Origin of the sequence: Aeromonas rivipollensis, from assembly GCF_010974825.1 — a bacterium.
GTDB classification, from domain to species: Bacteria; Pseudomonadota; Gammaproteobacteria; order Enterobacterales; family Aeromonadaceae; genus Aeromonas; species Aeromonas rivipollensis.
In genome coordinates this window covers 233,170-259,880 of sequence record NZ_JAAILA010000007.1, presented here as the reverse complement: position 1 = coordinate 259,880, position 26,711 = coordinate 233,170, and the positions used below count along the sequence as shown (strand labels likewise).

The following is a 26,711-nucleotide window of genomic DNA, read 5'->3' as shown; positions in this document are numbered from 1 at the left end:
AGTCACAGACCCGCTTTGGCGAGGCCGTTATCATGGCCTCAGGGTGGCGCATTTTGCGCCAGCACCACCACAGCGGGAAGATAACAATGAAACAAGGAAGGTTGCGCCATGGCGGCCTGATCGGGGCCGCCTTGTTACTGACAGCGTGCGGCAGTGGCGGCGGGGGATCCAGCGGCGAGACCCAGCCCCCCGTGGTCAATCCGCCCCCCACCTCGGACAGTCGCGCCTGCTACGGCGATGATAAGCCCACCTGCAACCTGAGAACCTATCAGGTGATGGTGGAGTCCTTCGTCGATGGCGACGGCAGTGCCAATTACGGCGTCGGCTACGGCCCCTCCAGGCACAACGGCGATCTGCAAGGGATCATCGACAGCCTGGACCACATCAAGAGCCTCAACGTCAACGCCATCTGGCTCACCCCTGTGTTCGACTCCTGCGCCGGTCAGGCCGGGGACGACAGGCTGGATGCCACCGGTTATTTCGCCTGCGACTTCTTCAACGTGGACCCCAACTTCGGCAGCAACGCCCAGTTGAAAAAACTGGTGGAGGCGGCCCACCAACGGGGCCTCTATGTCTTCCTCGACGGCGTCTTCGGCCACGTCAACAAGGTGGGGGTGAGCAAGCCCTCCCCCGAGGGTCGTCTGCCTGCCCTCAAGAGCGGCGGTGCCGGTTATCCGGGCCAGCTGGTGGATTACGGCCAGCCCGAGAGCCTCGCCTACTTCAAGGAGGTGGCCCGCTACTGGGTCCAGCAGTACGGCATCGACGGCTGGCGCCTCGATCAGGCCTATCAGCTGGGGCTGGATGATTGGCGCGCCATTCGCACCGAGGTGGAGCAGGCCAGCGCGGCGCGCAAGGCCGCCGGCCAGCAGTGGGGCACCCTCGGTTACCTGGTCGGGGAGGTGTGGAAGGGAGCTGACGAGATCCGGGCCCAGGCTTATGGCAGCAGCGACAACCCGGCGCTCTCCTCGGCGTTCGACTTCCCGCTGCGCTACGGCCTGGTGCAGGCGCTGGCGGTGGAGGAGTCCGGCAAAGGCGGGCAGGGCGCCAGCGTGCTCGATGCCAGCTGGAACAAGGTGGAGAACTACCCCAATCACGCCATGCCGAACCTGATGCTGGGCAACCATGATCTGGTGCGCTTCGGCGATCTGCTGGAGCGCGGCAACTTCAATCAGGCGGACTACTGGCAGCGCCACAAGGCGGCCTTCAGCTTCCTGGCGGCCCGCTCCGGCCCCATCACCCTCTACTACGGCGAGGAGTTTGGCGACGAGGTGCCGGGCTTTGCTGCCCAGGTGAGCGGTGACTGTGCGGCCCAGGGATTGTGCGACGATCACGTGGCCCGCAGCGACGGCAAGGTGCCCGGTGTCACCGGCTTCACCCCGAGCGGCGAGCAGGCCGAGCTCAAGCAGTGGCTCAGCGAGCTGCTGGCCTTGCGCGCCGCCCATCCCGCTCTCTATCAGGGGGAGCGAGTCAAGCTGGTGGCCGATGGCAGTGTCTATGGCGACATCAAGCAGACGGCGGCCGAGCAAGTGGTCTACCTGCTCAACGTCTCCACCACGCCCCAGAGCTACAGCCTGCCTCTGGCCAAGCTGCGCAGCGGCAGCGCCCTGGTGGATCTGCAGAGCGGCGAGCGCCTGGCCATGGGGGGCAGCAGCCTGACGGTAGATCTGCCGCCCCTCACCGGCCGCTTCCTGCTGCTGCAATAAGACGGCAAACAGCAAAAGGGCTCCCGCAGGAGCCCTTTTTGTTGCCAGCTGGCGGCAGGGTCACTTCTCGAGGCCGCTGCCGAGCTCCTCCTGACGGGGGCTGGCCGGCACGCCGCGCTCGTTGCCGTTGCGCCAGTGCTCCAGCCGGTTGTGCACCCCGCGGCGCAGGCTCTTGAAGCTGGTCTCCAGGTAGTGAACCCCCACCAGGATCCCCAGGGTCACGCCTGTGAGCAGCACCGCCTGGTGCAGCATTCCCATGCCGATCAGGGCCCCGAGGGCGGCCAGCATCCAGATGGTGGCGGCCGAGGTCACCCCCAGCACCTGACCATCCCGGGTCATCATGACCCCGGCGCCGAGGAAACCGATGCCGGTGATGAGCTGGCCCAGCACCCGCGCCTGATCCGCAGACTGCGGGCTGACGGCGGCGCCGATGGCGAGAAAGCAGTAAGTGCCGAGCACTATGAGGGAGGAGGTGCGAATGCCGACCGGCTTGCCGTGCAACTGACGCTCCAGCCCGACCAGACCGCCACACACCAGACAGGCCAGAATGTTGTTCCAGCCAAGGGGCGCTATGTCCCACCACTGCGTTGTCATCATACCCACCTCTGCCGATCCTGCTTGTTATCCTGCCGCGCTCTGCCCCCGGTTCTCCAGCCGTTGCCGGAAGGCCCTGGCCAGGCGCTCGTAGAGATCTTTGGCCTCTCTGTCTTCAATATCGCCACGTATCCAGGGATTGTCGATGATTTCCAGCAGCACGCAGCCCTGTCCCTGCTGGCGAAGATCCACCCCGAACAGGCCGTTGCCGAGCTGGTGCACGGCGCGGCGGGCGGTCTGCAACACCCGCTCCGGCACCTCGGTGAGCGGCAGCGCCTCGATGCGGCTCATGTCGAGGGGGTGCTTGCGGCGGCGGATGCGGTTGCCGGGCTCCGGCCGGTAGCGGCGGCAGGCGAACAGCGGCGAACCGTCGAGAAAGCCGATGCGCCAGTCGAATTCGGCGGGGATCCGGCTCTGCACCAGCAGCAGGGCTGAGCGGCCCAGCCCCTCGTCCAGCAGGCGGGCGAGCTGGGGCTCGTCGCTCGCCATGGCGAGATCCCGACCCTGGGCACCGTCGGGCACCTTCACCATCAGCGGCAGGCCGAGCCGCTGTACCAGCTCGTCCACCTGGTGGCGGCCACGGCGAGTCACCACCATGGTGGGCGGCATGGGCACGCCGCTGCGCACCATCAGCTCGTAGAGGTAGAGCTTGTTGCTGCAGGCGAGGATGGCGCGGGAGCTGTCGATCACCGGCATCTTGAGCTGCTCGGCGCGGCGGGCAAACTCGAAGGTGTAGTGGCCGACCGCGGTCTCGGCCCGCAGCCAGAGGGTGTCGAACTCCGGCAGCCGCTCTATGGCGGAGGGCGCCAGTATCTCGGCCTGGATCCCCTGGGCGGCGGCGGCCTGGATGAAGCGATCTATCGCCAGGGCGTCGCTGCTGGCGCGGCCATCGTTCTGATCCATCAGGATGGCGAGCTGATAGAGCGGCGCCGCCTGCTCCTCGCCCCCGGTGCCCACCAGGGCCTGGGAGTGTTGCAGCATCAGCTCCCGCTCGCTCTGGCTCAACGCCAGCGGGGAGAGGCTCTGCTGCTGGCGCACCGACCAGCCGTGACGGCCACGCTTGAGGGTCAGCTCCTGCAACGGCAGCTGGCTCAGGCCGTAGTAGTAGCGGGCCAGCCCCCCTAGCTCGCTCTGCTCGCACTGGCCGAAGATGGCGCGTACCCGGATCCTGTCCTCGCTCTGGCGGGTCAGCCAGCCCTGCAGCTTGCGCCACAGCTTGGCCGGTGGCTGCTGGGGTTGCAGCCGGCTGATGGCCTGCAGTCCCGGCAGGCAGTGGTGACTGCGGGCCTGGGCCAGCAGTGAGCAGTAGTAGCCCGCGCTCAGGTGTTCCAGACTGCGGCAGAGGTTGATGATGCGGGGGCGGCCGCCCGTGGTCGGCACGCCGTGTTGCAGATAGGTGCGGGCGGTCAGCAGATAATCGGCATGGCAGGGCCAGTCGCCCAGCTCCTCGACGATGACATAGGTACTCATATTTTCGGCTCCACAGAAAGGACTGCCCGAAAAGGCAGGATCCCCAGTGGGCTTCGATGCACCGACAAGCACGACAATGGCGCGAGGGGAAACAAGAGGTTACAGTGCCTAATATTCTGCCTTGGTAACTTGTGATACAAGTCGCATTTCTGGTGCTGAGGATAAATAACCGAACAAGGACTCCCCGTGTTGACCGTGCGCGCGGCCCGAACCGATGATTTGGGCGCCATCGTGAAGCTGGAACGCTACTGTTTCCCCCCCGAAGTCGCCTTCGGCCGCAGCCGCTGGCACTACCTGCTCAGCCATGCCAAGGGGCGCACCCTGCTGCTGCTGGATGAGAAGGCGCAGTTGATGGGCTACCTCAGCGTGCTGGAGCACAGGGGCTGGGACAGGCTCATCATCCAGACCCTCGCCATTCGCTGGACGGTGCGCCGCCAGGGCTGGGCCCGGCGCCTGCTGGAGCAGGTGATCCGGGAGGGCCGGGAGGCGGGCTGGGGCGCCATCCGGCTCGAGGTGGCCGACGCCAACCCCGAGGCCCAGACCCTCTACCACAGGCTGGGGTTTCGCCCAAGGCTCAGGCTGCCGGACTACTACGGGCCGGGTCAGCATGCGCACCGGCTGGTGCTGGCGCTGCGCCCCATAGGGCGGGACCCTTCGTGAATCGCGTCCAGCCATCGAGAGGCCGGCATGAGCTGTGACGACTGTCTGGCTACCGCCATCAGGGCCAAACTCGGGCGTTGCCCGGTTTGCGCCATCCAGACCTTCGTCATCGGGGCCGTGGGCTGGCTGGTCTGGTGGTGGTGTGGCGCCGACACCTCGGTCAATGCCCTCACCGGCCTGCTGTTTGCCCTGGGGGGCAGCGGCCTGCTGCTGCTGCACCTGTCGGTCTTCCTCTGGCGCAAGGTGACGGGGCGCGAGCTGGATAATGAGTGAATTCTTTTTGTTTCAACCAGATAAATAACAATGGAGGTTCAGATGATCGCAATGGTAACGGGCGCCTCGTCCGGGTTTGGTGAGGCCATCAGCCGTCAGCTGGTGCAGGCTGGTTACAGGGTGATAGGCACCGGTCGCCGCGCCGATCGGCTGGCCGCCCTGGCCGACGAGCTGGGGGAGCAGTTCCTGCCGCTGGCGTTCGATGTGCAGGACAAGGCCGCCACCCGCGCCGCCATCGAGGGGCTGCCGGCCGCCTGGCAGGAGGTTGATCTGCTGGTGAACAACGCCGGGCTGGCGCTCGGGCTTGAGCCTGCCCACAAGGCGGATCTGGAAGACTGGGAGCAGATGATAGCCACCAACATCAGCGGCCTGACCCTGCTCACCCGATTGCTGCTGCCGGGCATGGTGGCGCGCAATCGCGGCCACGTGGTCAACATCGGCTCCATCGCCGGCACCTACCCCTACCCGGGCGGCAACGTCTACGGCGCCACCAAGGCGTTCGTGAAGCAGTTCAGCCTGAACCTGCGGGCCGATCTGGCGGGCACCGCCATCCGCGTCACCAACCTGGAGCCTGGCCTGTGCGGCGGCACCGAGTTCTCCAACGTGCGCTTCCACGGTGACGACGCCAAGGCGGCGACCGTCTACCAGGGGGTGCAGGCCATCCAGCCGGAGGACATCGCCAATACGGTGCTCTGGGTCAGCCAGCAGCCCGCCCACGTCAACATCAACAGCATAGAGATCATGCCGGTGGCCCAGACCTTCGGCCCGCTGCAGATCAGCCGTCGCTGAACCCGTCTCGCCGGGATGAGAAGAGGCACCTCTAGGTGCCTCTTCTCGCTGCTGCCCTGTCGTTTTTCTCCGCCTGCCCACCGCGCCGTCTGGCGTCATTCATCCGCTATCCCAGGTCGCTGCCACCCAGTGGTCAAGTTGGCCTGCAACTTGCTGAGTCATGGTTATTGGCGGGGAGTCTCTCCCCGGACGCCGGCCTGGCCGGCAGCAGCTTGGAGCCTTCATGGACATCAAACCTTATGGTCAGCAACTCGCCCAGAGTGCGTCCCACAGCCGTGCCCTGGCCACCCTCAGTGGCGATGACAGCCAGCAGGGGAGCTGGGATCAGCAGGTCAGCCTCTCCAGCCAGGTGCTGACCGGCAAGGCGCAGCAGGTACTGACTTACGAGCATCTGGCCAGAAGCGGCAAGAGCGCCTCCCTGGCCGGGAGCGCCAACAATACGGTGGTACAGCAGCTGGTGGACAAGGCACTCGGCTTCGATCGCAAAAAATTTGACGATCTCGAGAGCCAGATCAAGGGGGTGGCCGACAACAAGGCGCTCTCGGCCGAAGAGCGTGAGACCCAGACCCGGGCCCTGACCGAGCAGCGTGATGCCATGCTCAAGGCGGCCATGGACAGGCTCACCGGCAAGTCGTCGAGCGGTCAGAGCGCCCAGGCCTGACACCAACGACTCGAACGGCAATCTTTGGTGTCAACTGGGCAAGATTTTGCCCCGGATGCCGGGGAAGGATGAAGCAGGGAGCGCCAGCGCCCTCCCTGCCGCAGACGGCGTGTCTCAGGGCTGTTTGGGCACTATCCCTATGGCGATGGCCGTGGTCTGGACGGCCTTGATCTGATCCCCCTTGGCGATCAGGGCGAACTGGGCCGGATCCTTCACCTTGAGGGTGAGGGTATCGTCCACACCCTTGACCCTGATGGTCTGCTGCGCCTTGTCGACGTCGATGACGTCGGCATAGATGGTGACCTGCATGCCAGCCCCGGCGCCCGGCTGCTCGCCGGCGGCCGCCTTGCTCCCTTCGACCTCCACCACCCGCTTTCTCACACCGGCTGTGCCCTTGAGCAGCTCGAGATCCAGCAGTTGCAGGTAGCGCAGCGCCACCACGTCCCCCACCTTGAGGTTCTGGAGGTTGGTCACCTCTTCCCCGGCGACCAGATCGAAGGTCTTGCCTTCGGCATTCTTCAGGCTGATCTTGCGGGTCGCGAGATCGATGGCAGTGACGGTCGCCTCGGCCTTCACCTCTTCTGCCAGGCTGGCCTGGCCCGGGGTGACGGCCACATTGGCGGTCACTTCGGCGGCCTGTATCAGGGGATTGACACAGAGAGTGAGCACTCCTGCGATCCATGCGTGCTTCAGTTTCATGATTGAGACCCTATGACTGGAAAACAGAACCCCGTGAGAGGCGTCAGGATGACGACATGGCGCGGCGCCATGACGGAGCGGGGAGTGTTCCCCCTGCTCCAGTGACACCATAGCAAAGTCACACCTGAGTACCATCATGTCAAAGAGGGCGCATCACCATTTTGATGGCCCGCTCCCGTTTTTGACCCAATGGGATGACGGCATGGCGCGGCGCCATGGGGGAGCAGGGGACTGCTCCAGTGACACCATGGAAAAGTCATGCCTGAGTACCATGATGCCAAAGGGGAGATCGCCATTTTGATGGCTCGCTCCCGTTTTTGACCCAATGGGATGACGGCATGGCGCGGCGCCATGGGGAGCAGGGGAGTGATCCCTCAACCCCCGTTTTTTGACCTGATGGTATGGCTGGCGCACAATCCCCCAGCATGCATTCAACCGAGGGCTCTGCCGTGTACAACTTCCAATATGCCAATCCCACCCGCGTCTGTTTCGGGGAGGGCCAGATAGCCACGCTGCCGGAGCTGATACCGGCGGGCAGCCGCCTGCTGGTGCTCTACGGCGGCGGCAGCATCAAGCAAAACGGCGTCTATGAGCAGTTGACCCAGGCGCTGGCGGGCAGGGAGTGGCTGGAGTTTCCCGGCATAGGTGCCAACCCCCAGTACGATCAGCTGATGGAGGCGGTGGATCTGGTCAAGCGCGAGCGCATCGACTTCCTGTTGGCGGTCGGTGGCGGATCCGTGGTGGATGGCACCAAGTTCGTGGCCGCCGCGGCCTGCTTCGAGGGGGAGGATCCCTGGGACATCTTGCTGGACAAGGCGCCCATCAAAGCAGCGTTGCCGCTCGGCTGTGTGCTGACCCTGCCTGCCACCGGCTCCGAGAGCAATCCCGCCGCCGTGGTGAGCCGGGGGGAGGCCAAGCTCTCCTTCTACAATCCGCTGGTGCTGCCCCGCTTTGCGGTGCTGGATCCCACCACCACCTACAGCCTGCCGGTGCGCCAGGTGGGCAACGGCGTGGTGGATGCCTTCGTCCATATCCTGGAGCAGTACCTCACCTTCCCGGTGGGAGGGGATGTGCAGGACCGGCTGGCGGAGGGCCTGCTGCAGGTGCTGGTGGACAACGGCCCGCGGGCGCTGACGGAGCCCACCAACTACCAGGTGAGGGCCAACCTGATGTGGGCCGCCAGCCTGGCCCTCAACGGCCTCATCGGGCGCGGCGTGCCCCAGGACTGGTCCACCCATGCCATAGGCCACCAGCTCACCGCCCTGCACGGGCTGGATCATGCCCAGAGCCTGGCGGTGGTGCTGCCCTCCCTGCTGCGGGAACAGGCGGCCCAGAAGCAGGAGAAACTGGCCCAGTTCGCCGAGCGGGTCTGGCACTCCCGCCGGGAGGACAAGGCGCTGCGCATCGAGGAGGCCATCATCCGCACCGAGCAGTTCTTCCAGCAGATGGGGGTGGGCACCCGCCTCGCCGACTACGGCCTGAACGAGAGCTGCATCCCCGCCATCTGCTCCAACCTCAAGCGCTTCGGCCTGACCGCGCTGGGGGAGCAGCAGGACATAGATCCGGACAAGGTGGCGCGGATCCTCTCCCACGCGCTGTGATCCCTGCGTTCTGTGCTCCAACCTCAAGCGCTTCGGCCTGACCGCCCTCGGTGAGCAGCAGGACATAGATCCTGACAAGGTGGCGCGGATCCTCTCCCACGCCCGCTGATCCCTCGGATCCCGAGTTGAAAAGAGAACGCCCCGCTGGTCGGGGCGTTCTGCATTCTATGGTGGGGGGGGGCCGGGGGAGAGGCTCAGGCGCCCTGATCCAGCTCGCGCTCCAGTGTCACCGCTTTCTGGCGGGCCGGATGGGTATTGAGGCGTTCCCAGTAGCTCTTAAGGTGCGGGAACTGGGCCAGCTGGCCGCTTTGTGCCAGCAGATCCACCAGGAAGGAGTTCATGATGTCGGCGCCGGAGAGGCGATCCCCCACCAGATAGTGGCGGCTGGCCAGCACTTCGTTGAGATAGCCCAGCACCTTGGCGCACTCCGCCTGGGCGTAGCCCGGCAGGAAGCGCATCGGGCTGCCATCCTTGCGCACGAACATGTCCAGCAGCAGCGGCAAGATGCCGGAGCTCTCGGCGAAGTGGATCCATTGCAGGTACTCGGGGTAGTCGGGGCTGTCGGTGGCTGGCGCCAGCCGCTCCGGGGCGTGACGGGCTATCAGGTACTCGGTGATGGCGCCGGATTCCGCCAATACGCGGCCGTCGAACTCGATGACCGGTGACTTGCCGAGGGGATGGATGGCCTTGAGCTCGGGGGGCGCCAGGAAGCTGGTGGCGTCGCGCTGGTAGGCCTTGATCCGGTAGGGCAGGTCCAGCTCTTCGAGCAGCCAGATAATGCGTTGTGAGCGGGACTTGTTCAGGTGGTGCAGGACAATCATAGGGACCTCGATTCGGTGGCAGGATGAGGTGTACGAGTGGGCGAGGCAAGTGGTTCACCGGCAGGCAAAAAAGAGCGGGCAGATGCCCGCTCTGTGCTGACTCAGGCCTCCAGCGCCTGATCCAGATCCGCCAGTATGTCTTCGATCGCCTCGATCCCCACCGACAACCGGATCATCTCCGGCTTGACCCCGGCCTTGGCCTGCTCGGCGTCGCTCAGCTGGCGATGGGTGGTGGAGGCGGGGTGGCAGGCCAGGGACTTGGCATCCCCTATGTTGACCAGCCGCTTGAAGATCTTGAGCGCATCGTAGAAGCGCACCCCGGCCTCGTACCCTTCCTTCAGACCGAAGGAGAGGATGGCCGAGGGGCGGCCGCCCATGTACTTCTCCGCCAGTGGATAGTGGGGGTGACCCGGCAGACCGGCGTAGCTCACCCAGGCCACCTTGGGGTGATGCTTGAGGTGGTGGGCGACCCGCAGGGCGTTGTCCACGTGGCGCTCCATGCGCAGGCTCAGGGTCTCCAGCCCCTGCAACAGCAGGAAGGCGTTCATGGGGGCCAGCGCCGCGCCTGTGTTGCGCAGGGGTACGGTGCGTACCCGGCCGATGAAGGCCGCCGGGCCGAAGGCTTCGGTGTAGACCACCCCGTGGTAGGAGGGCTCGGGCCGGGTGAGCTGGGGGAAGCGTTCGGCGTGATCCGCCCAGGGGAACTTGCCCGAGTCGATGATGGCCCCGCCAAGGGAGTTGCCGTGGCCGCCCACGTACTTGGTCAGGCTGTGCACCACTATGTCGGCGCCGTGTTCTATGGGTTTGCAGAGCACAGGGGTGGCGACAGTGTTGTCGACGATGAGCGGTACGCCGCGGGCGTGGGCCACCCTGGCAAAAGCCGCCAGATCGACGATGTTGCCCGCCGGGTTGCCGATGCTCTCGCAATAGACCGCCTTGGTCTTGTCGTCGATGAGGGCGGCGATGGCCTCGGCGCTGTCATCCTTGGCAAAACGCACCTCGACCCCGAAACTCGGCAGCATGTGGGCGAACAGGGTGTAGGTGCCGCCGTAGAGCTGGGGGGTGGAGACGATGTTGTCGCCGGCGGCGGTAAGCGCCTGGATGGCGTAGGTGATAGCGGCAGACCCCGCCGAGACCACCAGACCGGCTATGCCCCCCTCCAGGGCGGCCATCCGCTGTTCCAGCACGTCGTTGGTGGGGTTCATGATGCGGGTGTAGATGTTGCCAGGCACCGCCAGGTTGAACAGATCCGCCCCGTGCTGGGCGCTGTCGAACTCGTAGGCCACCGTCTGGTAGATGGGCACGGCCACCGCCTTGGTGGCGGGATCGTGGGAAAAGCCGTGGTGCAGGGCCAGGGTCGCATCTTTCATCACACACTCCTTGTTGGACGTCGTCGCCATTATGGATGGATAGACGTCCAATCTAGCAGGCCCTGCGCCGATGTAAACCACCCAATCCGGCAAAGCATAGAGGCTTGCAGTGATCCTGTGGCGCCCTTTCCCTGCCCGGAGCCCTGGCCCAATCAGAGGCGACGGCGATACTCCCTGTCGTCTATCTGGTGCATGTCCCACTGCATCAGGCGGTTGAGCTGATGCATGGGATCCTCGATCAGGGTCAGCGGGCGGGGCAGGATCCGGCGGAAGTAGCGGCGCATTCCTTGCTGGATCCGGTTCGGTGCATGGGGGGTGGTCTGGCTCATGATGGTGCTCCTGTGCTGTGGTGCTCACGTTCGCCAACAGTATTGAGCTAAAATGAGGAAGTAAAAACTGACGACTTGACTGAAAAGGATTTCCTCTTTTATGCCCAGCAGCCGCCTCTACCAGCAATTTCAACGGCTCGCCCAGCAGCTTGGCTGCGATGAGCGGGAGGCCAGCCTCGCCGAGGTGGCGGACTTGCTCTGCTGCACCCCGCGCAACGCCCGCCTGCTGCTGCGCCGCATGCAGGATCAGGGCTGGCTCAGCTGGTCCGCCGAGGCGGGGCGGGGGCGCCGCTCCCGGCTGACTCTGCTCGACAACCAGGAGAGCCTGACTCGCCGCCGGCTGCGGGATCTGCTGAGCCAGGGCCAGCTCGCCCAGGCGGTGCGGCTGGCGGAGGGGCGGCTGGACTTGCTCACCCCGCTGCTCATCGAGCAGCTCGGTCAGGCCACCCGGGAGGGGCGCCAGATCCTGCGGGTGCCCTATTACCGGCCGCTGCCCCGCCTGCTGCCCACGGATCCCCTGCGCCGCTCCGAAATTCACCTGAGCCGCCAGATCTTCAACGGCCTCACCCGGCGAAATGAGGAAAATGGGGAAATCGAGGGGGACCTGGCCCACCACTGGGAGTGTCTGGGCCCCTGTCACTGGCGCTTCTATCTGCGCCCGGCGGTGCGCTTTCACCACGGCCGCGAGCTGGCGGTGGAGGATGTGATGGAGAGCCTGCTGGCCTTGCGGGATCGCCCGCTGTTTGCTCACCTGGCACGGCTGGAGAGCCGCTGGTCGCGCACCCTGGATCTGCACCTCGACAGCCCGGATCCCCTGCTGCTGCACCTGCTGGCGGAGCCGGTGGCGGCCATCTTGCCCCGCGAGCTCAAGGGGGAGGCGGGCTTTGCCCTGCAACCCGTGGGCACAGGCCCCTACCGAGTCACCGCCAACGATCCCCTGCAGCTGTGCCTCGAGGCCTTCGACGACTACTTCGGCCTGCGGGCCCTGCTCGACGAGATCGACATCTGGATGCTGCCGGAGCTGGCGGAGCGGCTGGAGAGCCACCTGCAGCTGGGGCGCGACAGCCCCGAGCTCGGCACCATGCGCGGCGAGTCGGAGCTCGAATCCGGCTGCTACTTCCTGCTGCAGGACGACAGATCCCCCCTGCTGCAGGATCCCGCCTTGCGCCAGTGGCTGACCCGGCTGCTCAACCCCATAGCCCTGATGGGGCGGGTCGCCCCCGAGCTGCAGCGGGGCTGGACCAGCGCCCTCGGCCTGCTGCCCCACTGGCGCGAGGCTCTGCCCGCCGAGGAGCCTAAACCGGCGCTGCTGCCGACCCGGCTGGTGCTGGCTTGTTTCAACCAGCATCTGGAGTTCAACGAGTGCGCCAATGCCATGGCCAGCCTGCTGGCAGAGCAGGGGATCCGGCTCGAGGTGCGCACCCTGGATTACGGCCGCTGGGTGAGTGGGGAGGATGAAGATGTGGATCTCTGGCTCGGCACCTTGAACCTGGAGCATGAACACGCCTTCGCCCCCTACGCCTGGTTGCAGGGCACCCCCTTGCTGCGCCGGGTATGGGGGGGGCAGCAGGCCCTGTGGCAGGGATTGACGCAGTGGCGCGCCAGCGGCGCCGAGCCTGGCCCGCGCGCCTTGCTGGCCGAGGTGCAGCGCCAGGGCTGGTTCGTGCCCCTGTTTCACCACTGGCTGGAGCTGGAGAGCCGGGTCGGCGTGCATGGGGTGCGGATGACGGCCCTCGGCTGGTTCGATTTTCGCAGCGCCTGGCTCAAACCCGAACAGGGGATGGCGGCGCCGGAAAGCGGAGGCGGCTCCCACCCGGATGCCGGGACGCTTGAGTCATAAGGGTTGGCGCGCTAGCCTGTGCGCGGTCCCACGACAAGGAGTCTAAACCTATGCTGGAAATGCAGATCCAACCCCGTTTTCAAGAGACGGACGCCCTCGGCCATATCAACAATACGGTGCCGGCGGTCTGGTTTGAATCGGCCCGTGATCCCCTGTTCCGCCTCTTCTCTCCCGAGCTGGATGTGCACAACTGGCATCTGATCATTGCGGGCTATGGGGTGCAGTTCAAACGGGAGCTGTTCTATGGCCAGCAGGTATTGATCAAGACGGGGGTGCGGCGCATCGGCACCAGCTCCTTCACCCTCTGGCAGGAGGCCTGGCAGGGGGGCGAGCTGGCGGTGACCGCCGAGACGACCCTGATCCATTTTGACTACCAGACCCGTCAGTCCATCCCCCTGAGTGACGCGCACCGGGAGGGGCTGAGGGCCTGGCTGGTAGAGAGTTAACCTGGCCTTTGGGCCATCACAGGACACTTATGCGCAAGACAGCGATCGCCCTGAGCCTCGGCTTGGGACTGGGACTCTGCTCCCTGCCTTCTCTGGCCACCACCCTGGCCGAGCAGTTCACCCTGATGGAGAAGGGGGCCGACTATGGCCTCGACACCCGGCTGTTCAGCCATGACGGTGTGGACATCAAGGCCTGGATCGACGGGGTTCCCGTCATCATAGCCGTGCCCATACTGAACGAGCAGGGCAAGCAGGAGGGGGAGAGCCGCTACTACTTCAAGGGGGGCAAGCTGTTCGGGGTGAAGGAGCCCGCCGCCCAGTTCGCCTTCGATGACAAGGGCAAGCTGACCCGTTGGCTCGACGAGAAGGGGCAGCCGGCGGAGTTCGTCAGCAAGATGAGCATGCAGCAGCGGGAGGCCTGGCTCACCCGGCGGGCAGCCGAGCTGAGCGCGCTGTTCGTGCCGAGCCAGGCGGAGCAGCAGGCCGGTGAAGGCGGCGTCAAGCTGAAGGGGGCCGAGCTGACCCGGTGGCTCTGCAACGGCAAGCTGATGGCGCTCGCCAAGGGCGACAAGGTGACCTTCGAGCAGGCGAAGCTCAAGACCAGCGCAGAGGGCATGAAGGGGGAGGTCTCCCTGCGCCAGGAGAAGGGGTGGCAGGATCTCTGCCTCACCTGCGAGGTACAGGGCACCCAGGTGACCCGCCTCACCTGGCAGCCATTGCCAGGAGCCAACAAGCCGCAATAACGGCATCGAGGATCGACGAGGGGGCCAACAGGGCCCCCTCGCTATTTATGGCCGCTCCCCGAGCCTCAGCCGGGTCAGCGCCTCCACCCGCCGCCACTGCCCGGGCTCGAACCAGCGCGCCAGGATCGCCTGCTGCTGCTCGGCCCGCTCCAGGGGGAGCAGTGGCTCGAGTTCTGCCAGATAGCCCGCCAACTGCCGATCGAACCCTTGCTGGCTCTGCGCCAGCTGGCGTAGCCGATCCACCGCCTCAGGTCCCAGCTGCTCCAGCAGCACGGCGTCCCGCTCGGCGGGGGAGATCCGCTCCAGCCGCTGCAGATCGCCGAGCAGACGGCCGTTGGCTTCCGCCTCCCTGAACCACTGGGGTTGCTCCGCCAGCCAGAGCGCCAGCTCCTCCCCCAGCATCACCCTGTCGGCGGCGTCGGCCTCTGCCAGCGCCTTGCGCCTCAGGGTCCACTGCTCCATCAGCCTCTCTTCGGCAAAGAGCGACCCCTGCTCGGCGGGGCTGAAGTGTTGCCGGCGCAGCCGCTCACGCTCGTCAAACAGCAGTTGCAGGCTGGCGAGGCCCGGATCCGTCGGCACCGTCAGGCTCCCTTCCGCCCGCAGAAATTGCCGGTAGCGGGCCAGCATGGCGTCCTCTTCGTCCGTCTCACCCAGCTCCAGCCGCTGGGCCAGCTGGTGGCGCAGGGCTCCCCGCTCGGGGGCCGCCGCCAGATCAGGGGCAGGCTCGGGCCAGAGCAGGAGTGCCCCCAGCAGGGCCGCGCCCAGGGAGAGGGCGACCAGCAGGATCCGTCTCATAGCCCCAGCCTCTGCAAGCGGTTGGCGTGCTGACGATAGAGGGTGACGGGATCCGTGTCGAACAGGTGGTGGATGCCAAACGACTGGTTCACCTCGTCCAGGTGGTTCATCCGGTAAGCCGTGCCTATCACCTTGCCGAGGTGGCTGCTGCAGACCCCGACCAGGCCGTCATTGGGCTCATGAAAGAAGCTGCCGGTCAGGGCCAGCGCCGGATCCACGGGATCCAGTATGTTGGTCATGTTGCCGCGCCCGCTCCAGGAGAAGTAGTAGACGCCGTTGTCGGCCAGCAGCGGCCCCTCGCCGCAGTGCTGGCTGGGCAGCCCTTCTGGATAGCGCTGGTTGAAGCGCTGGGCACCGGCGCTGGTCAAGGCATCGAGGGAGGCGAGGGGATCCTGGGGCAGGTCACTGCCGCCGGAGAGCAGCGAGATGACCCCGGAGAGCGCCGAGGCGGCGGCCAGCGCCAGCTGCTCGGCCACCGAGCCAGGCGCCACCCTGGCGCGCACCAGATCGGCGATCTCGGAGCCCTGGTTGACGCCCCCCACGCTGGTGGCGGAGGCGACCAGCTCGGGGGCGACCGAGGCCACATAGCGAATGGTGGGGCCGCCGTGGGAGTGGCCTATGAGGTTCACCTTGTCGGCCTCCGTGATGGCGAGCACCTGCTGCACCTGCCTGAGCAGCTGCTCGCCGCGCAGCTCCGAACTCTGGGTGGCGGAGACCTGCGCCACATAGACGCGGGCGCCGTCCCGGGTCAGGGCCTGGGGAATGCCGTAGAAATAGTCGACCCCGAGCAGCTTGTCGAAGCCGAACAGTCCGTGCACCAGCACTATGGGGTAGCGGGTCTGGGTATAGCCGGCCCCCTGACCCAGCATGGGCAGGGCGCACAAGAGCACCAATAGCCATCTTTTCATCATCACCATCCTTGTGAAAACCGGCTGCGCTCCGGCAGCCACCGGCCTCATGCCAGTACCGGCAGCATGGTAGCTGAACTCAAATGTATCTGTGGATGAGATCACTAAACCGGGGATTGCAGAAAAACCCTACCCATATGGGCAAAAAGGGGCCGCGCCAACTATTCCTTGTGTCCACCCATCAAATAAGTTAAATAATAATTATTATCATTTGAGTGTCTGAGTCATGACGGTAACCTGGGTGAAGGGATGGGTCGGTGCCACCGACGGGGACAGCAGCATGGCGCACTGGAAGGCGCAGACCCTGAGTGGCAATCGCCACTTCGACGCGGGTGAGCACGCCAGGGCGCTCGACTATTACCAGCAAGCCCTGTGGCTGGCCCGTCAGCAGTTCCCCTGCTGGCCGGATGCGGACGAAGCCGTGGCAGCCCTGGTGGTGGCCCACCACAACCTGGCGGATCTGCTGGTGGCCATGACGTTGCCGGACAGGGCCGCCGACATGTTGTGCCATGTCCACGACTGCCTGCTCGCCACCAGCCAGTCTCCCGCAAGCCCGGATCCCCTGCGGGCGGCGGCCCTGCGCCATAGCCGTGGCACTCGCACCGAGCTGCTCGCCTTCGTGCGCAAACACGGTCATCACGACGGCATCTTGCGCTGCCTCGGTCAATGTCAGTGCCAGACCGAGCCCGCCCATCAATTGCATTGAGCCCAACAAGAGAGAGAACGACCATGAGCCATACCTTGCCTGCCCTCGCCTATGCCTATGACGCGCTGGAGCCCCACATAGACGCGCTGACCATGGAGATCCATCACAGTCGTCACCATCAGACCTACATCACCAACCTCAACGCCGCCCTGGCCGAGATCCCCGAGTTGGCGGCCCTGCCGGTGGACGAGCTGCTGCTGAGCTTCGACAGCCTGCCGGCCAAGGTGCAGGGTGCGGTGCGCAATCATGGTGGCGGTCATGCCAACCACAGCCTGTTCTGGCAGGTGATGAGCCCGCAAGGGGGCGGTGAGCCGGGCGGTGAGCTGGCCGAGGCTATTGCCCGGGATCTGGGGGGCCTGGATGCCTTCAAGCAGGCCTTCACCCAGGCGGCGCTGAGCCGCTTCGGCAGCGGCTGGGCCTGGCTGGTGGTGGATAAGGCGGGCCGCCTGCAGGTGGTGAGCAGCGCCAACCAGGACAGTCCCCTGATGGAGGGGCTGGTGCCTGTCCTGGGGCTGGACGTGTGGGAGCACGCCTACTACCTCAAGTACCAGAACAAGCGTCCCGACTACATAGCCGCGTTTTACCAGGTGATCGACTGGGACGAGGTGGCGCGCCGCTACCGGCAGGCGCTGGCCTGAGCCCTCTCCTTTTCTTCCCCCATAAAAAGAGACCCGCCATCAGGCGGGTCTCTTTTTATGTTCAGGGCGCGGGCGCGGCCGCGCTGGTCGATGGCGATGTACTGGCGGCATCACTCGGTGCCTGTGCTGGGGCGGTCGAGACGGCGGCACTGGTCGCCTTGGCCGCACTGACGGCAGGGGCAGGTGTTGGCTTGGTGGCTGGTGCCATGGGCAGGCAGGGCTGGCTGGCCCCTATGGTGCTCAGGGCCTGGCAGGGGATGGGGCCGCCGATGACGATGGGCTCGCCGAGGAACTTGGGCCCCTTGTCCAGCACGTAGAGATCGAGCAGCCCCATCAGGCGGGCGAACACCTCGCGCACCCGGGTCTTGATGCCCTGATAGGCGCTGGGATCCAGGGCGTTGAAGCCGACGGCCTCGATGCCGAAGTGGCGGGCGATAAAGATGGCGCGCTCGTTGTGGAAGGCCTGGGAGACCACGGTGAAGCGGGCCTGCCCGAACACCTCCTTGGCGCGCACTATGGAATCCAGGGTGCGAAAGCCCGCGTAGTCGCTGTAGATGGCCTTGGCCGGGATGCCCGCCTGGATCAGGGCCCGCCGCATCTGGCGCGGCTCGTTGTACTGGACGGTGGCGTTGTCGCCGGAGACCAGGATGTAGTCCACCTTGCCGTTGTTGTAGAGCTCGGCGGCGGCCTTGATCCTGTACTTGAAGTAGTGGTTCGGGCTGCCCCCGATCAGGTACTTGGAGGTGCCGAGCACCAGGGCGACCCTGTTGTAGGGCACCGCATCGACGTCGTCGTAGGTGTAGTGACGGGCGTCGGAGACGGTCCACTCGCTGTAGCCCAGCAGCGCGGCGACTGAGGCCAGCAACAGGCAGAGGCAGGCGAGCAGGATCTTGGCAAACTTCTTCATGCGCGGTGCGGTTCGGGTCTGAAGTAAGAGATGACAGGGGGCCATTCTATTACAACTTGCCCTGGCGCGTCAGGTTTGATGCTCCGGCATGGCGTCACTCGGGCACAGGCTGTCGCAGAGTGCAGCGCGATCTTGAGCCCATCAAAGGGCGTCATAAAAAGGGCGGCCATGGCCGCCCTGTCTCATTCACGCCTCACCCTCAGTGGGCTGAGTCGTTCGCCTTGCACTCGTCAGACTCCTTGTTGGCCTCCCACCAGGGCAGCAGATCCCGGCTCAGCCATGCCTGGTAGGCCTCGCTGTCGCTAGACACTCTGTTGCAGGCTGGCGGCCAGCTTGCTGCGGGAGGGTTTCAGGCTGCCGCCGAGATCCGGCCAGGGCAGCCAGCGGTCCGGCACCATGAAGCCAGGCAAGGACTGCCTGATCCAGGCGGCCAGCTCGGCGTGGGGCACAGGTTCGCCGTGCCAGTCGATAAAGGCGGCGGGGCGCTGCCCCCACTGTGCGCTGGGGATGGGCACCACCAGGGCCTGGGCCACGGCGGGGTGATCCACCAGCCGCTGCTCTATGGTCTCGGGCTGGATGTTCTCCCCTCCCGAGATGAAGAGGTTGTCGAGCCGCCCCTCCACCATCAGCTCGCCGGCCGGGGTGAAATGCCCCTTGTCCCGGGTGTGGAACCAGCCCTCCTCATCCAGCGGCAACACCAGCTCCCCGGCCTGGAAATAGCCGGCAAACAGGGTGTCGCCGCGCACGCAGATCTCCCCCTGGCGTATGCAGACCTCCCGCCCGGGCAGAGGCCTGCCCACCACCCCGGCACCGGCAGGCAGGCCGGTGCAGACCTGGCTGCCCATCTCGGAGAGGCCATAGCTCGACTTGGGGGTGAACCCCAGGGCCTTGAGGCGATTGACCAGGGGCTCAGGGATGGCGGCCCCCCCGAGCAGCAGCTCGCGCAAGCGGGTGCGACCGGGGTCGAAGCCTTGCGCCAGCAGGCGCCAGAGCTGGGTCGGTACCAGCGAGAGGTGGGTGATGGGCTGATCCTCCAGCCGCCCCTTGAGGGGCTGGGTGCGATCGTCCAGCACCAGGCTGGCCCCCGCCAGGAAGACCCGGAACAGGATGGCGTAGCCGCCCACGTGAAACAGCGGCAGTGAGAGCAGCCAGCCGCAGTCGGCATCGAGCGGGATCAGGCTGACCGAGCCCCGGGCCGAGGCGAGGTGGTTGGCGAGGCGGTGCACCACCGCCTTGGGTGTGCCGCTGGATCCCGAGGTGAGGATCATGTTGTTGAGCTGGGCCGGTTCAAGCGGCCAGGCTTCCTCGCTTGCCGGCAGTTCGCGTGTGAAGTCGAGCTGCAATGGCAACCCGCTCCCCACCGGAATCTCCCCCGCTGACCAGAAGGCGCAGGCATCCAGCTGTGCGGCCAGCTCGGCCTGCCTGGGGAGGGGGAAGGCGGGATTGAGCGGGCAGAAGACGAGGCCGCTGCGCACGCAGGCCCAGGCCAGCAGCACGTCCTCCAGGGCGCCACGCACCACGGCGACCAGCCGGTCTCCGGCCTTTAAACCCGCCTGCTCGAGCTGCTTGCACAGGCCGTTGAGCCGTGCATCCAGCTGCCGGTAGCTGAGGGAGCCGTTGCCGTGGATGGCGATGCGTTCGGGTGCCGTCCGTGCCCAGTGGCGCACTGGGCAGGCCTCCAGTGAGGTGCCAGCTGCACGGACGGGTGGCATGGGAGCCCCTTCAGTCACGGTGAAACAGGGGAGTCATCAGGCTTGGGTCGGGTTGACCCTGCTTGTCCAGCAGATCCCTGGCCAGCCAGCGCCTGGTATCCAGGCCAGGGGCCTGATCCGGTGCCCACTCCCCCGCGAGGCGGGCGAGCTGACCGAGACCGACGCCGGACTCGAAACAGGAGGAGACGATGACTTTCAGCTTAAGCTCGCGGGCGCGGGCCACCAGGGCCTCGCTGTTGGCCAGGGAACCGAGCAGGGTTGGCTTGAGCACCAGGGCCTTCAACTGGGGTATGGGTTCCCATGGCTTGCCCTGGGCCAGCAACTCGTCGAGGGCCACCGGCATGCCGGTACGGTTGGCGACGAAGGCGATGTCGGCAAAGTCGGCACAGAGATCTTCCAGGTATTCGATCCGGTTCGGATCCAGGTGACCGCAGAAGGCCCAGGCCTCCTCGCGGGTCCAGCCCTGGTTGGCGTCCAGCACCAGCTTGAGATTGGGGCGCCGATCGAGCAACAGCCGGATCAGCGCCAGCTCGTCCCGCATGGGGTAGCGGGCTACCTTCAGCTTGGCCTTGAGGGGGGTCTCGTGCAGCCACTGCTTCCAGTTCTTGAGCAGCTCCTGGGGGGAGCCCTGAATGAGGGGATAGGGTTCGGGCAGGCTGGTGTTCTGCTGTGGCCAGTGACGGCGGGCACAGTCGAGCCCGAACTGCACCGAGGGTAGCCGGGGGGCTATGGTCTGCCCCCGGGCCAGCTGCGCCAGGCAGGCCAGGCTCTCGGCTTGCGCCTCGGCCAGGCTCTCCCTGGAGAAACCGGGCAGGGGGGCTATCTCCCCCCAGCCGTCGTTGATGCGCACCAAGAGGCCCTCTCGCGCCACCTCCACCTTGCCGTGAAAGGTCAGGGGTTGGGTAAAGGGCAGTTGGTAGCGATAGAGGGCGAGTGTCATCAGGGGTTCCGCTTGTATTTGGAGAAGTCGGGGCGGCGCTTCTCGTTGAAGGCGTTGCGCCCTTCCTGACCCTCTTCGGTCATGTAGAAGAGCATGGTGGCATTGCCCGCCAGCTCCTGCAAACCGGCCTGGCCGTCGCAGTCGGCGTTCAGTGCGGCCTTCAGGCAGCGCAGCGCCATGGGGCTGTTTTGCAGCATCTCCCGGCACCAGCGCACGGTTTCCCGCTCCAGCTCGGCCAGGGGCACCACAGTGTTGACCAGCCCCATGTCGAGGGCTTGGCTCGCATCGTACATGCGGCAGAGGAACCAGATCTCGCGGGCCTTCTTCTGGCCGACGATGCGGGCCATGTAGGAGGCGCCCCAGCCGCCGTCGAAGGAGCCGACTTTCGGGCCTGTCTGGCCGAACTGGGCGTTGTCGGCGGCTATGGTGAGATCGCACATCATGTGCAGCACGTGGCCGCCACCGACAGCGTAACCGGCCACCATGGCGACCACGGGTTTGGGGCAGGTGCGGATGTCGCGCTGGAAGTCGAGTACGTTGAGGTGATGAGTCCCCTCGTCGTCGCGGTATCCACCGTAGTCGCCACGGATCTTCTGGTCACCGCCGGCGCAGAAGGCCTTCTCGCCAAAGCCGGTCAGTATGATGGTGCCTACCTTGTCGTCGTAGCGGGCATCGGCCAGGGCCTGCAGCATCTCTTTCACAGTGCGGGGGCGGAAGGCGTTGCGCACCTGGGGGCGGTTGATGGTGATCTTGGCAATGCCATCCTGGGACTTGTGATAGAGGATGTCCTCGTAACCGGCGGAGCAATCCTGCCACTCAATGGGAGCGTACAGTTCCGCTTCCGTCATTGCCTCAATCATGGTTTTTTCCTTCTGGTGTGGTAGAGGTCAGCCGGGCAACCCTGTCAGGGGCGACGGGGGCATAGGGTTGCGCTTCCGTCATTGCGTCAGTCATGACTCTTCTCTTCTGGTTGCTTGACCCAGTCCCGCAGGCGCCGGGCAAAGGTGTCGGGCTGGCTGGCGTGCAGGTTGTGCCCGCCATCCAGAGCCAAGTGATTGATATTGCAGCCTTGCTTGACCAGCTGGCAAGCCAGGCGATGGAATTTGTGATCCCGGCTGCCGGAGATCCAGCGCACCGGCAACCGGGTTTTGCCCAGCCAGGGGGCGAGATCCGGCTGCTTGCCAAGGGAGGTGGCGCGCAGCATGGCCGCCACGGCGGAACCCTCGTTGCCAAGGCGTTTAGCCATTTGGCGGCCACGGGCCTCCTCGTCCAGATCGGCGAACACCCCCTGCCGGTACCAGTCCGCCAAGACCTGGGCCAGGGGTTCGTGCTCGAAGCGCCGGGCCCAGCCCTCGTCGTGTTCGAGGCGGGCGGCGAGCTCGGCTACCGGCAGGCCGGGGTGGCAGTTCTCCAGCAAGAGCGCCTGCAAGCCGGCGGGGGACTGGCTGGCGTGATAGAGGGCGAGCCGCCCCCCCAGGGAGTAGCCCGCCAGCCGGTAGCGCGTGATACCCCGCGCGGCCAGCTCGCCGCAGAGCCACTCGTGGGCCTCGTCAAAGCCGCTCACCCTCAGCCCCTTGTTGCTGCCGTGGCCCGGCAAGTCCAGCGCGTGGCAATCTATTCCAGGCATTGCCTCGATCACTGGCTGCCAGTCGTCGGCATTTCCGAGCAGACCGTGCAGCAGTACCAGGGTTGGCAGGTCAGTGCTAGATACCACGGATAAGGGTTTCCAATGCCTTGAGATCCTCGGCTGCCTCGTTGTCACGCAGGACCTTGATTTCATATGCCACGGATAAGGGTTTCCAGTGCCTTGAGATCCTCGGCTGCCTCGTTGTCACGGAGCACCTTGATTTCATATGCCACGGATAAGGGACCCCAGTGCTTTAAGATCCTCGGCCACCTCGTTGCTCGGCACCTTGATTTCAATCAGGGTTACCCCTTTTTCCAGGGCGGTTGCGTAATCTTGCTCGAACTCGGCCAGGGTGGTCGGCGCTCTGTAGTTCAGGCCGAACATGGCGGCGGCGTGCTCGAAGTGCAGGCCGTGGGGCAGGCAGTAGTAGGTCTCCAGCAACGCATCTTTAGTCGGTACCGGCAGCATGCGGAAGATGCTGCCACCGTCGTTGTTGAGCAGGATCACCACCAGGGGGCGGCTCCCCTTGCCGAGCAGGGCCAGGCTGTTGAGATCGTGCAGGGCGCTGAGATCGCCGAGCAGCAGTGTGGTCGGCTCGTCGCTGGACAGGGAGAAACCGAAGGCAGTGGCGATCAGGCCGTCGATGCCGGAGGCGCCGCGGTTGGTCATCAGCCGGCTGGGGCCCTTGCCGGTTTCGCCGAGCATGTCCATCAACCGGGCCGGCATGCTGTTGCCGACGAACAGCTGGCCCTGGATGAGCTGGGTCAGACGGTGGCAGACCCCGAGTTCTGAGAAGCGATCGCAGGCGCGGCGGATCTGGCCGCTGATGCCCTGCTGGCGCTCCGCCAGCCGGTGCCAGGGCAGATGGCGGTGGTCCACCGGATGGGCCGCGGCGAAGGCGCCGGGCGTACACACCAGGCGGCGGCGCAGCCGGTAGTCCGGATCCAGCCTGGCCGGTTGCGGGTCCACCAGCCAGTAATCCTGCCAGGGGTGCTGCTTGATGAACTGGCCGAGCCGCTTGGAGATGAGGCGGGCACCGAACTGCAGCAGCACCTCGGCCCGGGCCAGCTCGGTCACGAAGCAGCTGTTTTGTAGGGCGAGATCCATGTGGATGAGGTTGCGGCTGTCGAAGCGGATCTGGCTCTGCAAGTCCGCCAGCAGCGGCCAGCCGAGGCGCTCGGCCAGCTGGGCCACCCTCTGCGCCTCGGCCGGATCCTGAATGCGGCCCGCGACTATGACGCCGCGTTTGCCCTGCAAGGCGACCCAGTCGGGCTGGCGGGGGCAGTGCTGCTCGCCCTGCTGCCAGGGGCTCCAGGGCTCCCTTGAATGGAGCCAGTCACCGAGCGGGGCCAGGTAGTCGGAAAAATCCAGGTACGCTTCACCGGGATAGAGGGGCTCGGGATACATGCAGTTGAAGTGAACCGGCCCCGGGGTCAGTGCCTGTCTGGCCAGGGCCTGATCCACCGAACTCAGCACGAAGGCCGCCGGTATGGTCGGGGTGGGGCTCGGCAGGTTCTGCTGATAGACGGGGTAGCGACCGAAGATCCCCTGCTGATCGATGGCCTGGTTGGCGCCGTTGTCGATGAGCTCCGGGGGGCGGTCGGCGGAGAGGATGATGAGGGGCACCCCGGTGAGCTGGGCCTCGGCCACCGCGGGCCAGAGGTTGGCCACCGCAGTGCCCGAGGTCATGATCACCGCCACCGGTCGGCCGCTCCCCTTGGCCAGCCCCAGCGCCATGAAGCCCAGACCCCGCTCGTCGAAGTGAAGATGACGGCGAAAGCCTGGATGGGCGGCGGCGGCCATGGTGAGCGGCGCCGAGCGGGAGCCCGAGGCCAGCGCTATGTCCCGCACCCCGAGGCGATAGAGCTCTTCCAGCAAGAGGGAAGACCAGACGTGGTTGAAGGTGGCATGCTGGCTGGCAAACGCTCGGTGCTCAGGCAATTGGCTGGCGGGCATAAGGCTCTCGCAGTGGGTCGATGAAAAACGCTATCCCAGCAGGGAGAGCACGTTGGCGATCTTGTTGTCGAGTTCGGCCCACTCGGCGGCGGGCTCGGACCCGGCCACTATGCCGGCACCGGCAAACAGGCTGATGCCCCGGGTCGTGATGCGGGCGCTGCGGATGGCGACCGAGAACTCAGAGGTCTCCCGGCTCAGCATGCCGCAGGCACCGGCGTACCAGCCGCGCTGGTAAGGTTCATATTCGCGGATAAAGGCCAGCGCCGCCTCGCGGGGGGCACCGCCCACCGCCGGCGTCGGGTGCAGGGCGGCCAGCAACTGCCAATCGCACACGCCGGGTTTGAGCTCGGCCTCTATGTCGCACTTGAGGTGTTGCAGCAGCCGCAGTTTCAGGATTCGCGGCTCGGTCAGGGTGGCGTCCGTGGTGAGGGGAGCCAGGCGGCTCAGGATGTCGGCGTGCACCAGGCGGTTCTCCAGCCGGTTCTTGCTGTCGGCCAGCAGCTCGGCGGCCAGGGCCGCGTCGGCCGCCTCGTCACCGGAGCGGCGTATGGTGCCCGCCAGCGCCTCGGTGAAGAGGTGGCCGCTCTCCCGGCGATAGAGGCGCTCGGGGGAGCAGGAGATGAAGCTCTGCTCGGGGGAGAACTGGAAGCCGAAGTGGAAGCACTCCTGGGCGTGACTTGCCCACTGGGTGAGCAGGGACCAGGGGCAGAGGGGGGCATCCCCATGCTGGCCGGTCAGCACGCTTTCCCGGGAGAGCACCACCTTGGGGGTGTGAGCCTGAAAGGCGGGCGCCGTCACCCGCTCTACCAGGGTTTGCCACTGGGCCTGACCCGGAACATCCCGGCGCTGCCAGGGGCGTTTTTGCAGTGGGGGCAGGGGGGCTTCCGGTTTCAGGGCGTCGAGGGCGGCCTCGGCCGCCTGCAGTTCGGCATCCAGATTGCCGTCGGTCAGCCAGAGGTTGAGGCAGAGGCTGACACACTCTCCTCGGCGCACCAGCTCGATGCGCGGCAGCACGAAGCGGCAGGGGCCGAATCCCTGCCAGCCGGGCTGGGCCGGATCGAACGCCAGGCCGCCGTAGTAACGGGGGCTGTCTTCACTGTTTGAGTTGGCGAGATCGCAGACCCGCTGGATATCCGCTGGCCGGGTCAGCTCGTGGATGGCGCCGAGGGCCACGTACTCGGGGCTCCTGGGGCCACGGGCCTGCCAATAGATGCGGGGATACAGGGTCTGCGCCGCCAGCCATCCCGGGAAGAGGTCGACGTTGGCCGCCACGCGCAACCGCACGAAGCCGCTGACATTGCTGTGACGCAGGGCGTCCAGTTGTTGCTTGAGATGGGTCTGAGCCAACATGGATGTCTTGTCTGAGCCGGATAGTCGCAATCGCTCTGGGGGAGGATGGCGCAGGTTGATGCCAAAGGGCGATGATTTCCTATATATTATCTGCCCATTCTTCCATGTAAATTGCCCGAGGGAGCCCAGCCCCCACGGAGCCAAGTATACCTAAATCCGGTTCGATAACCCTTAACACGATCAATATCTGATTGTTTGGCCATCACAATATGACAAATACCTTCTCTGTTTGGTTGCTGGCGGCGCGTTTGCGAACACTGCCCCTGGCGTGCTCCTCCATTTTGCTGGGCTCGGGGCTCGCAGCCAGCCGGGGGGCCTTCGACGGCGCCATCATGGGCCTCTCCCTGTTGACCGCCATACTGCTGCAGATCCTCTCCAATCTGGCCAATGACTATGGTGATGCGGTCTCCGGTGCCGACAACGGCGAGCGGATCGGGCCCCAGCGTGCCGTGGTCTCCGGCCTCATCACCCGCCACCAGATGTGCATTGCCATGGGGTTGACCGCGCTGGCGGCCGTGGTGAGCGGCCTCTCCCTGCTGGTCTGCGCCTTCGGGGAGCAGTGGCAGCAGATCCTGACTTTCATCCTGCTGGGGGGAGCCGCCATAGTCGCGGCCATCACCTACACGGTGGGCAAGACCCCTTACGGCTATCGCGGTTTCGGGGACATCTCGGTATTCCTGTTCTTCGGCCTGCTGGGGGTGCTCGGCTCCTACTACCTGTTCACCCATACCCTGCAGTGGGATCTGCTGCTGCCTGCCACCGCTTGCGGCCTGCTGGCCACCGCTGTGCTCAACATCAACAATGTGCGGGACATAGAGAGCGATGCCGCCAGCGGCAAGATCACCCTGGCGGTGCGGCTCGGCCGCAACCGCGCCATCGCCTATCACTGGGGGCTGCTGGGGGGGGCGCTGCTGGCCACCATCGCCTTCCTGCTGACCCAGCCCGCGAGTGTCTGGCCCTGGATCTTCCTGCCCGCCATCAAGCCCCTCACCGATGCCGCCCGCACCCTGCGCGAGAGCTTCGACGGCGAGGTGTTGACCGGCGCCCTCAAGAAGACCGCCATCAGCGCCTTCCTGTTCAGCCTGCTGCTCTCGGTCGGGCTGGCGCTCTCCTGAGCGCTGTGCCGCCATGAACTGGCGCTGTTTGTCGTGCGCCAGACCAGGAAGGGCCCCG

The 26,711-nt window shown here is 65.9% G+C and carries 27 protein-coding genes; 12 read left to right on the top strand and 15 right to left on the bottom strand.

All coding sequences use genetic code 11. From position 1 onward, the window contains the following. The first annotated feature begins 86 nt into the window (after positions 1-86). Positions 87-1,703, top strand: a complete 1,617-nt coding sequence (locus tag G4923_RS04950) for an alpha-amylase family protein (RefSeq protein WP_163135801.1) — start codon at positions 87-89, stop codon at positions 1,701-1,703. Between the two features lie 60 nt (positions 1,704-1,763). Here G4923_RS04950 and G4923_RS04945 read toward each other — a convergent pair whose 3' ends face one another. Continuing rightward, entirely contained in the window at positions 1,764-2,300 is a 537-nt protein-coding gene (locus G4923_RS04945; protein WP_162520041.1) for an MgtC/SapB family protein, read from the bottom strand. Between the two features lie 24 nt (positions 2,301-2,324). Next, entirely contained in the window at positions 2,325-3,767 is a 1,443-nt protein-coding gene (locus G4923_RS04940; protein ID WP_163135799.1) for a RimK family protein, read from the bottom strand. Between the two features lie 186 nt (positions 3,768-3,953). Here G4923_RS04940 and G4923_RS04935 point away from each other — a divergent pair, with 186 nt between their 5' ends. The 4 genes from G4923_RS04935 (at position 3,954) to G4923_RS04920 (ending at position 6,150) form a co-directional block, all read left to right on the top strand. Then, positions 3,954-4,427, top strand: coding sequence for a GNAT family N-acetyltransferase (locus G4923_RS04935; protein ID WP_163135797.1), 474 nt, complete (start codon positions 3,954-3,956; stop codon positions 4,425-4,427). A gap of 27 nt (positions 4,428-4,454) precedes the next feature. Further along, on the top strand, positions 4,455-4,700 hold the full coding sequence (locus G4923_RS04930) for a DUF3624 family protein (RefSeq protein WP_163135795.1): 246 nt from the start codon (positions 4,455-4,457) through the stop codon (positions 4,698-4,700). 42 nt (positions 4,701-4,742) lie between these two features. Further along, positions 4,743-5,489, top strand: coding sequence for an SDR family oxidoreductase (locus G4923_RS04925; RefSeq protein ID WP_163135793.1), 747 nt, complete (start codon positions 4,743-4,745; stop codon positions 5,487-5,489). 223 nt (positions 5,490-5,712) lie between these two features. Beyond that, positions 5,713-6,150, top strand: a complete 438-nt coding sequence (locus G4923_RS04920; protein WP_106885127.1) for a hypothetical protein — start codon at positions 5,713-5,715, stop codon at positions 6,148-6,150. Between the two features lie 114 nt (positions 6,151-6,264). Here the strand turns inward: G4923_RS04920 and G4923_RS04915 are convergent, their stop codons facing one another. Continuing rightward, on the bottom strand, positions 6,265-6,819 hold the full coding sequence (locus tag G4923_RS04915; RefSeq protein ID WP_234568490.1) for a hypothetical protein: 555 nt from the start codon (positions 6,817-6,819) through the stop codon (positions 6,265-6,267). A gap of 455 nt (positions 6,820-7,274) precedes the next feature. On the opposite strand from G4923_RS04915, the gene G4923_RS04910 reads away from it, so the two are divergent. Continuing rightward, positions 7,275-8,450, top strand: a complete 1,176-nt coding sequence (locus G4923_RS04910; protein WP_111910702.1) for an iron-containing alcohol dehydrogenase — start codon at positions 7,275-7,277, stop codon at positions 8,448-8,450. 194 nt (positions 8,451-8,644) lie between these two features. Here G4923_RS04910 and G4923_RS04905 read toward each other — a convergent pair whose 3' ends face one another. The 3 genes from G4923_RS04905 to G4923_RS04895 form a co-directional block, all read right to left on the bottom strand. After that, a complete protein-coding gene (locus G4923_RS04905; RefSeq protein WP_163135789.1) occupies positions 8,645-9,271 on the bottom strand; it encodes a glutathione S-transferase family protein in 627 nt (208 codons plus the stop codon). Positions 9,272-9,372: 101 nt separating this feature from the next. Continuing rightward, complete coding sequence (locus G4923_RS04900) at positions 9,373-10,641, bottom strand: O-acetylhomoserine aminocarboxypropyltransferase/cysteine synthase family protein (protein WP_163135787.1); 1,269 nt, start codon at positions 10,639-10,641, stop codon at positions 9,373-9,375. 152 nt (positions 10,642-10,793) lie between these two features. Continuing rightward, positions 10,794-10,970, bottom strand: a complete 177-nt coding sequence (locus G4923_RS04895; protein ID WP_163135785.1) for a hypothetical protein — start codon at positions 10,968-10,970, stop codon at positions 10,794-10,796. Between the two features lie 100 nt (positions 10,971-11,070). On the opposite strand from G4923_RS04895, the gene sgrR reads away from it, so the two are divergent. From sgrR to G4923_RS04880, 3 genes are read left to right on the top strand one after another with little or no spacing between them, the layout of a single operon-like run. Beyond that, entirely contained in the window at positions 11,071-12,810 is a 1,740-nt protein-coding gene (gene sgrR, locus G4923_RS04890) for an HTH-type transcriptional regulator SgrR (RefSeq protein ID WP_163135783.1), read from the top strand. Positions 12,811-12,860: 50 nt separating this feature from the next. After that, complete coding sequence (locus tag G4923_RS04885; protein ID WP_106885121.1) at positions 12,861-13,256, top strand: acyl-CoA thioesterase; 396 nt, start codon at positions 12,861-12,863, stop codon at positions 13,254-13,256. Positions 13,257-13,285: 29 nt separating this feature from the next. Further along, entirely contained in the window at positions 13,286-13,999 is a 714-nt protein-coding gene (locus G4923_RS04880) for a hypothetical protein (RefSeq protein ID WP_163135781.1), read from the top strand. 45 nt (positions 14,000-14,044) lie between these two features. On the opposite strand, the gene G4923_RS04875 is transcribed toward G4923_RS04880, so the two are convergent. Beyond that, a complete protein-coding gene (locus G4923_RS04875; RefSeq protein ID WP_163135779.1) occupies positions 14,045-14,794 on the bottom strand; it encodes a lipase secretion chaperone in 750 nt (249 codons plus the stop codon). Beyond that, complete coding sequence (locus G4923_RS04870; RefSeq protein ID WP_163135777.1) at positions 14,791-15,702, bottom strand: lipase family alpha/beta hydrolase; 912 nt, start codon at positions 15,700-15,702, stop codon at positions 14,791-14,793. The genes G4923_RS04875 and G4923_RS04870 overlap by 4 nt, the downstream gene beginning before the upstream one ends. 280 nt (positions 15,703-15,982) lie before the next feature. Here G4923_RS04870 and G4923_RS04865 point away from each other — a divergent pair, with 280 nt between their 5' ends. Then, on the top strand, positions 15,983-16,408 hold the full coding sequence (locus G4923_RS04865) for a hypothetical protein (protein ID WP_163135894.1): 426 nt from the start codon (positions 15,983-15,985) through the stop codon (positions 16,406-16,408). A gap of 23 nt (positions 16,409-16,431) precedes the next feature. After that, entirely contained in the window at positions 16,432-17,046 is a 615-nt protein-coding gene (locus tag G4923_RS04860; protein WP_163135775.1) for a superoxide dismutase, read from the top strand. A gap of 61 nt (positions 17,047-17,107) precedes the next feature. On the opposite strand, the gene G4923_RS04855 is transcribed toward G4923_RS04860, so the two are convergent. The 7 genes from G4923_RS04855 to G4923_RS04825 form a co-directional block, all read right to left on the bottom strand. Then, the gene (locus G4923_RS04855; protein ID WP_163135773.1) at positions 17,108-17,998 is read right to left on the bottom strand and encodes a SanA/YdcF family protein; all 891 of its coding nucleotides are present in this window, start codon (positions 17,996-17,998) and stop codon (positions 17,108-17,110) included. A gap of 257 nt (positions 17,999-18,255) precedes the next feature. Further along, positions 18,256-19,665, bottom strand: a complete 1,410-nt coding sequence (locus tag G4923_RS04850; protein ID WP_163135771.1) for an AMP-binding protein — start codon at positions 19,663-19,665, stop codon at positions 18,256-18,258. 10 nt (positions 19,666-19,675) lie between these two features. Next, entirely contained in the window at positions 19,676-20,605 is a 930-nt protein-coding gene (gene menC, locus G4923_RS04845; RefSeq protein ID WP_163135769.1) for an o-succinylbenzoate synthase, read from the bottom strand. Continuing rightward, positions 20,605-21,465, bottom strand: a complete 861-nt coding sequence (gene menB / locus G4923_RS04840; protein WP_106885113.1) for a 1,4-dihydroxy-2-naphthoyl-CoA synthase — start codon at positions 21,463-21,465, stop codon at positions 20,605-20,607. Before menB ends, menC begins: the two co-directional genes overlap by 1 nt. A gap of 86 nt (positions 21,466-21,551) precedes the next feature. Then, on the bottom strand, positions 21,552-22,385 hold the full coding sequence (gene menH, locus G4923_RS04835; RefSeq protein ID WP_163135767.1) for a 2-succinyl-6-hydroxy-2,4-cyclohexadiene-1-carboxylate synthase: 834 nt from the start codon (positions 22,383-22,385) through the stop codon (positions 21,552-21,554). A 69-nt stretch (positions 22,386-22,454) separates the two neighbouring features. Next, the gene (gene menD, locus G4923_RS04830) at positions 22,455-24,188 is read right to left on the bottom strand and encodes a 2-succinyl-5-enolpyruvyl-6-hydroxy-3-cyclohexene-1-carboxylic-acid synthase (protein WP_163135765.1); all 1,734 of its coding nucleotides are present in this window, start codon (positions 24,186-24,188) and stop codon (positions 22,455-22,457) included. A 30-nt stretch (positions 24,189-24,218) separates the two neighbouring features. Further along, the gene (locus G4923_RS04825; protein ID WP_163135763.1) at positions 24,219-25,538 is read right to left on the bottom strand and encodes an isochorismate synthase; all 1,320 of its coding nucleotides are present in this window, start codon (positions 25,536-25,538) and stop codon (positions 24,219-24,221) included. Between the two features lie 209 nt (positions 25,539-25,747). On the opposite strand from G4923_RS04825, the gene G4923_RS04820 reads away from it, so the two are divergent. After that, complete coding sequence (locus G4923_RS04820; RefSeq protein WP_162520039.1) at positions 25,748-26,653, top strand: 1,4-dihydroxy-2-naphthoate polyprenyltransferase; 906 nt, start codon at positions 25,748-25,750, stop codon at positions 26,651-26,653. The last annotated feature ends 58 nt before the right edge of the window (positions 26,654-26,711 follow it).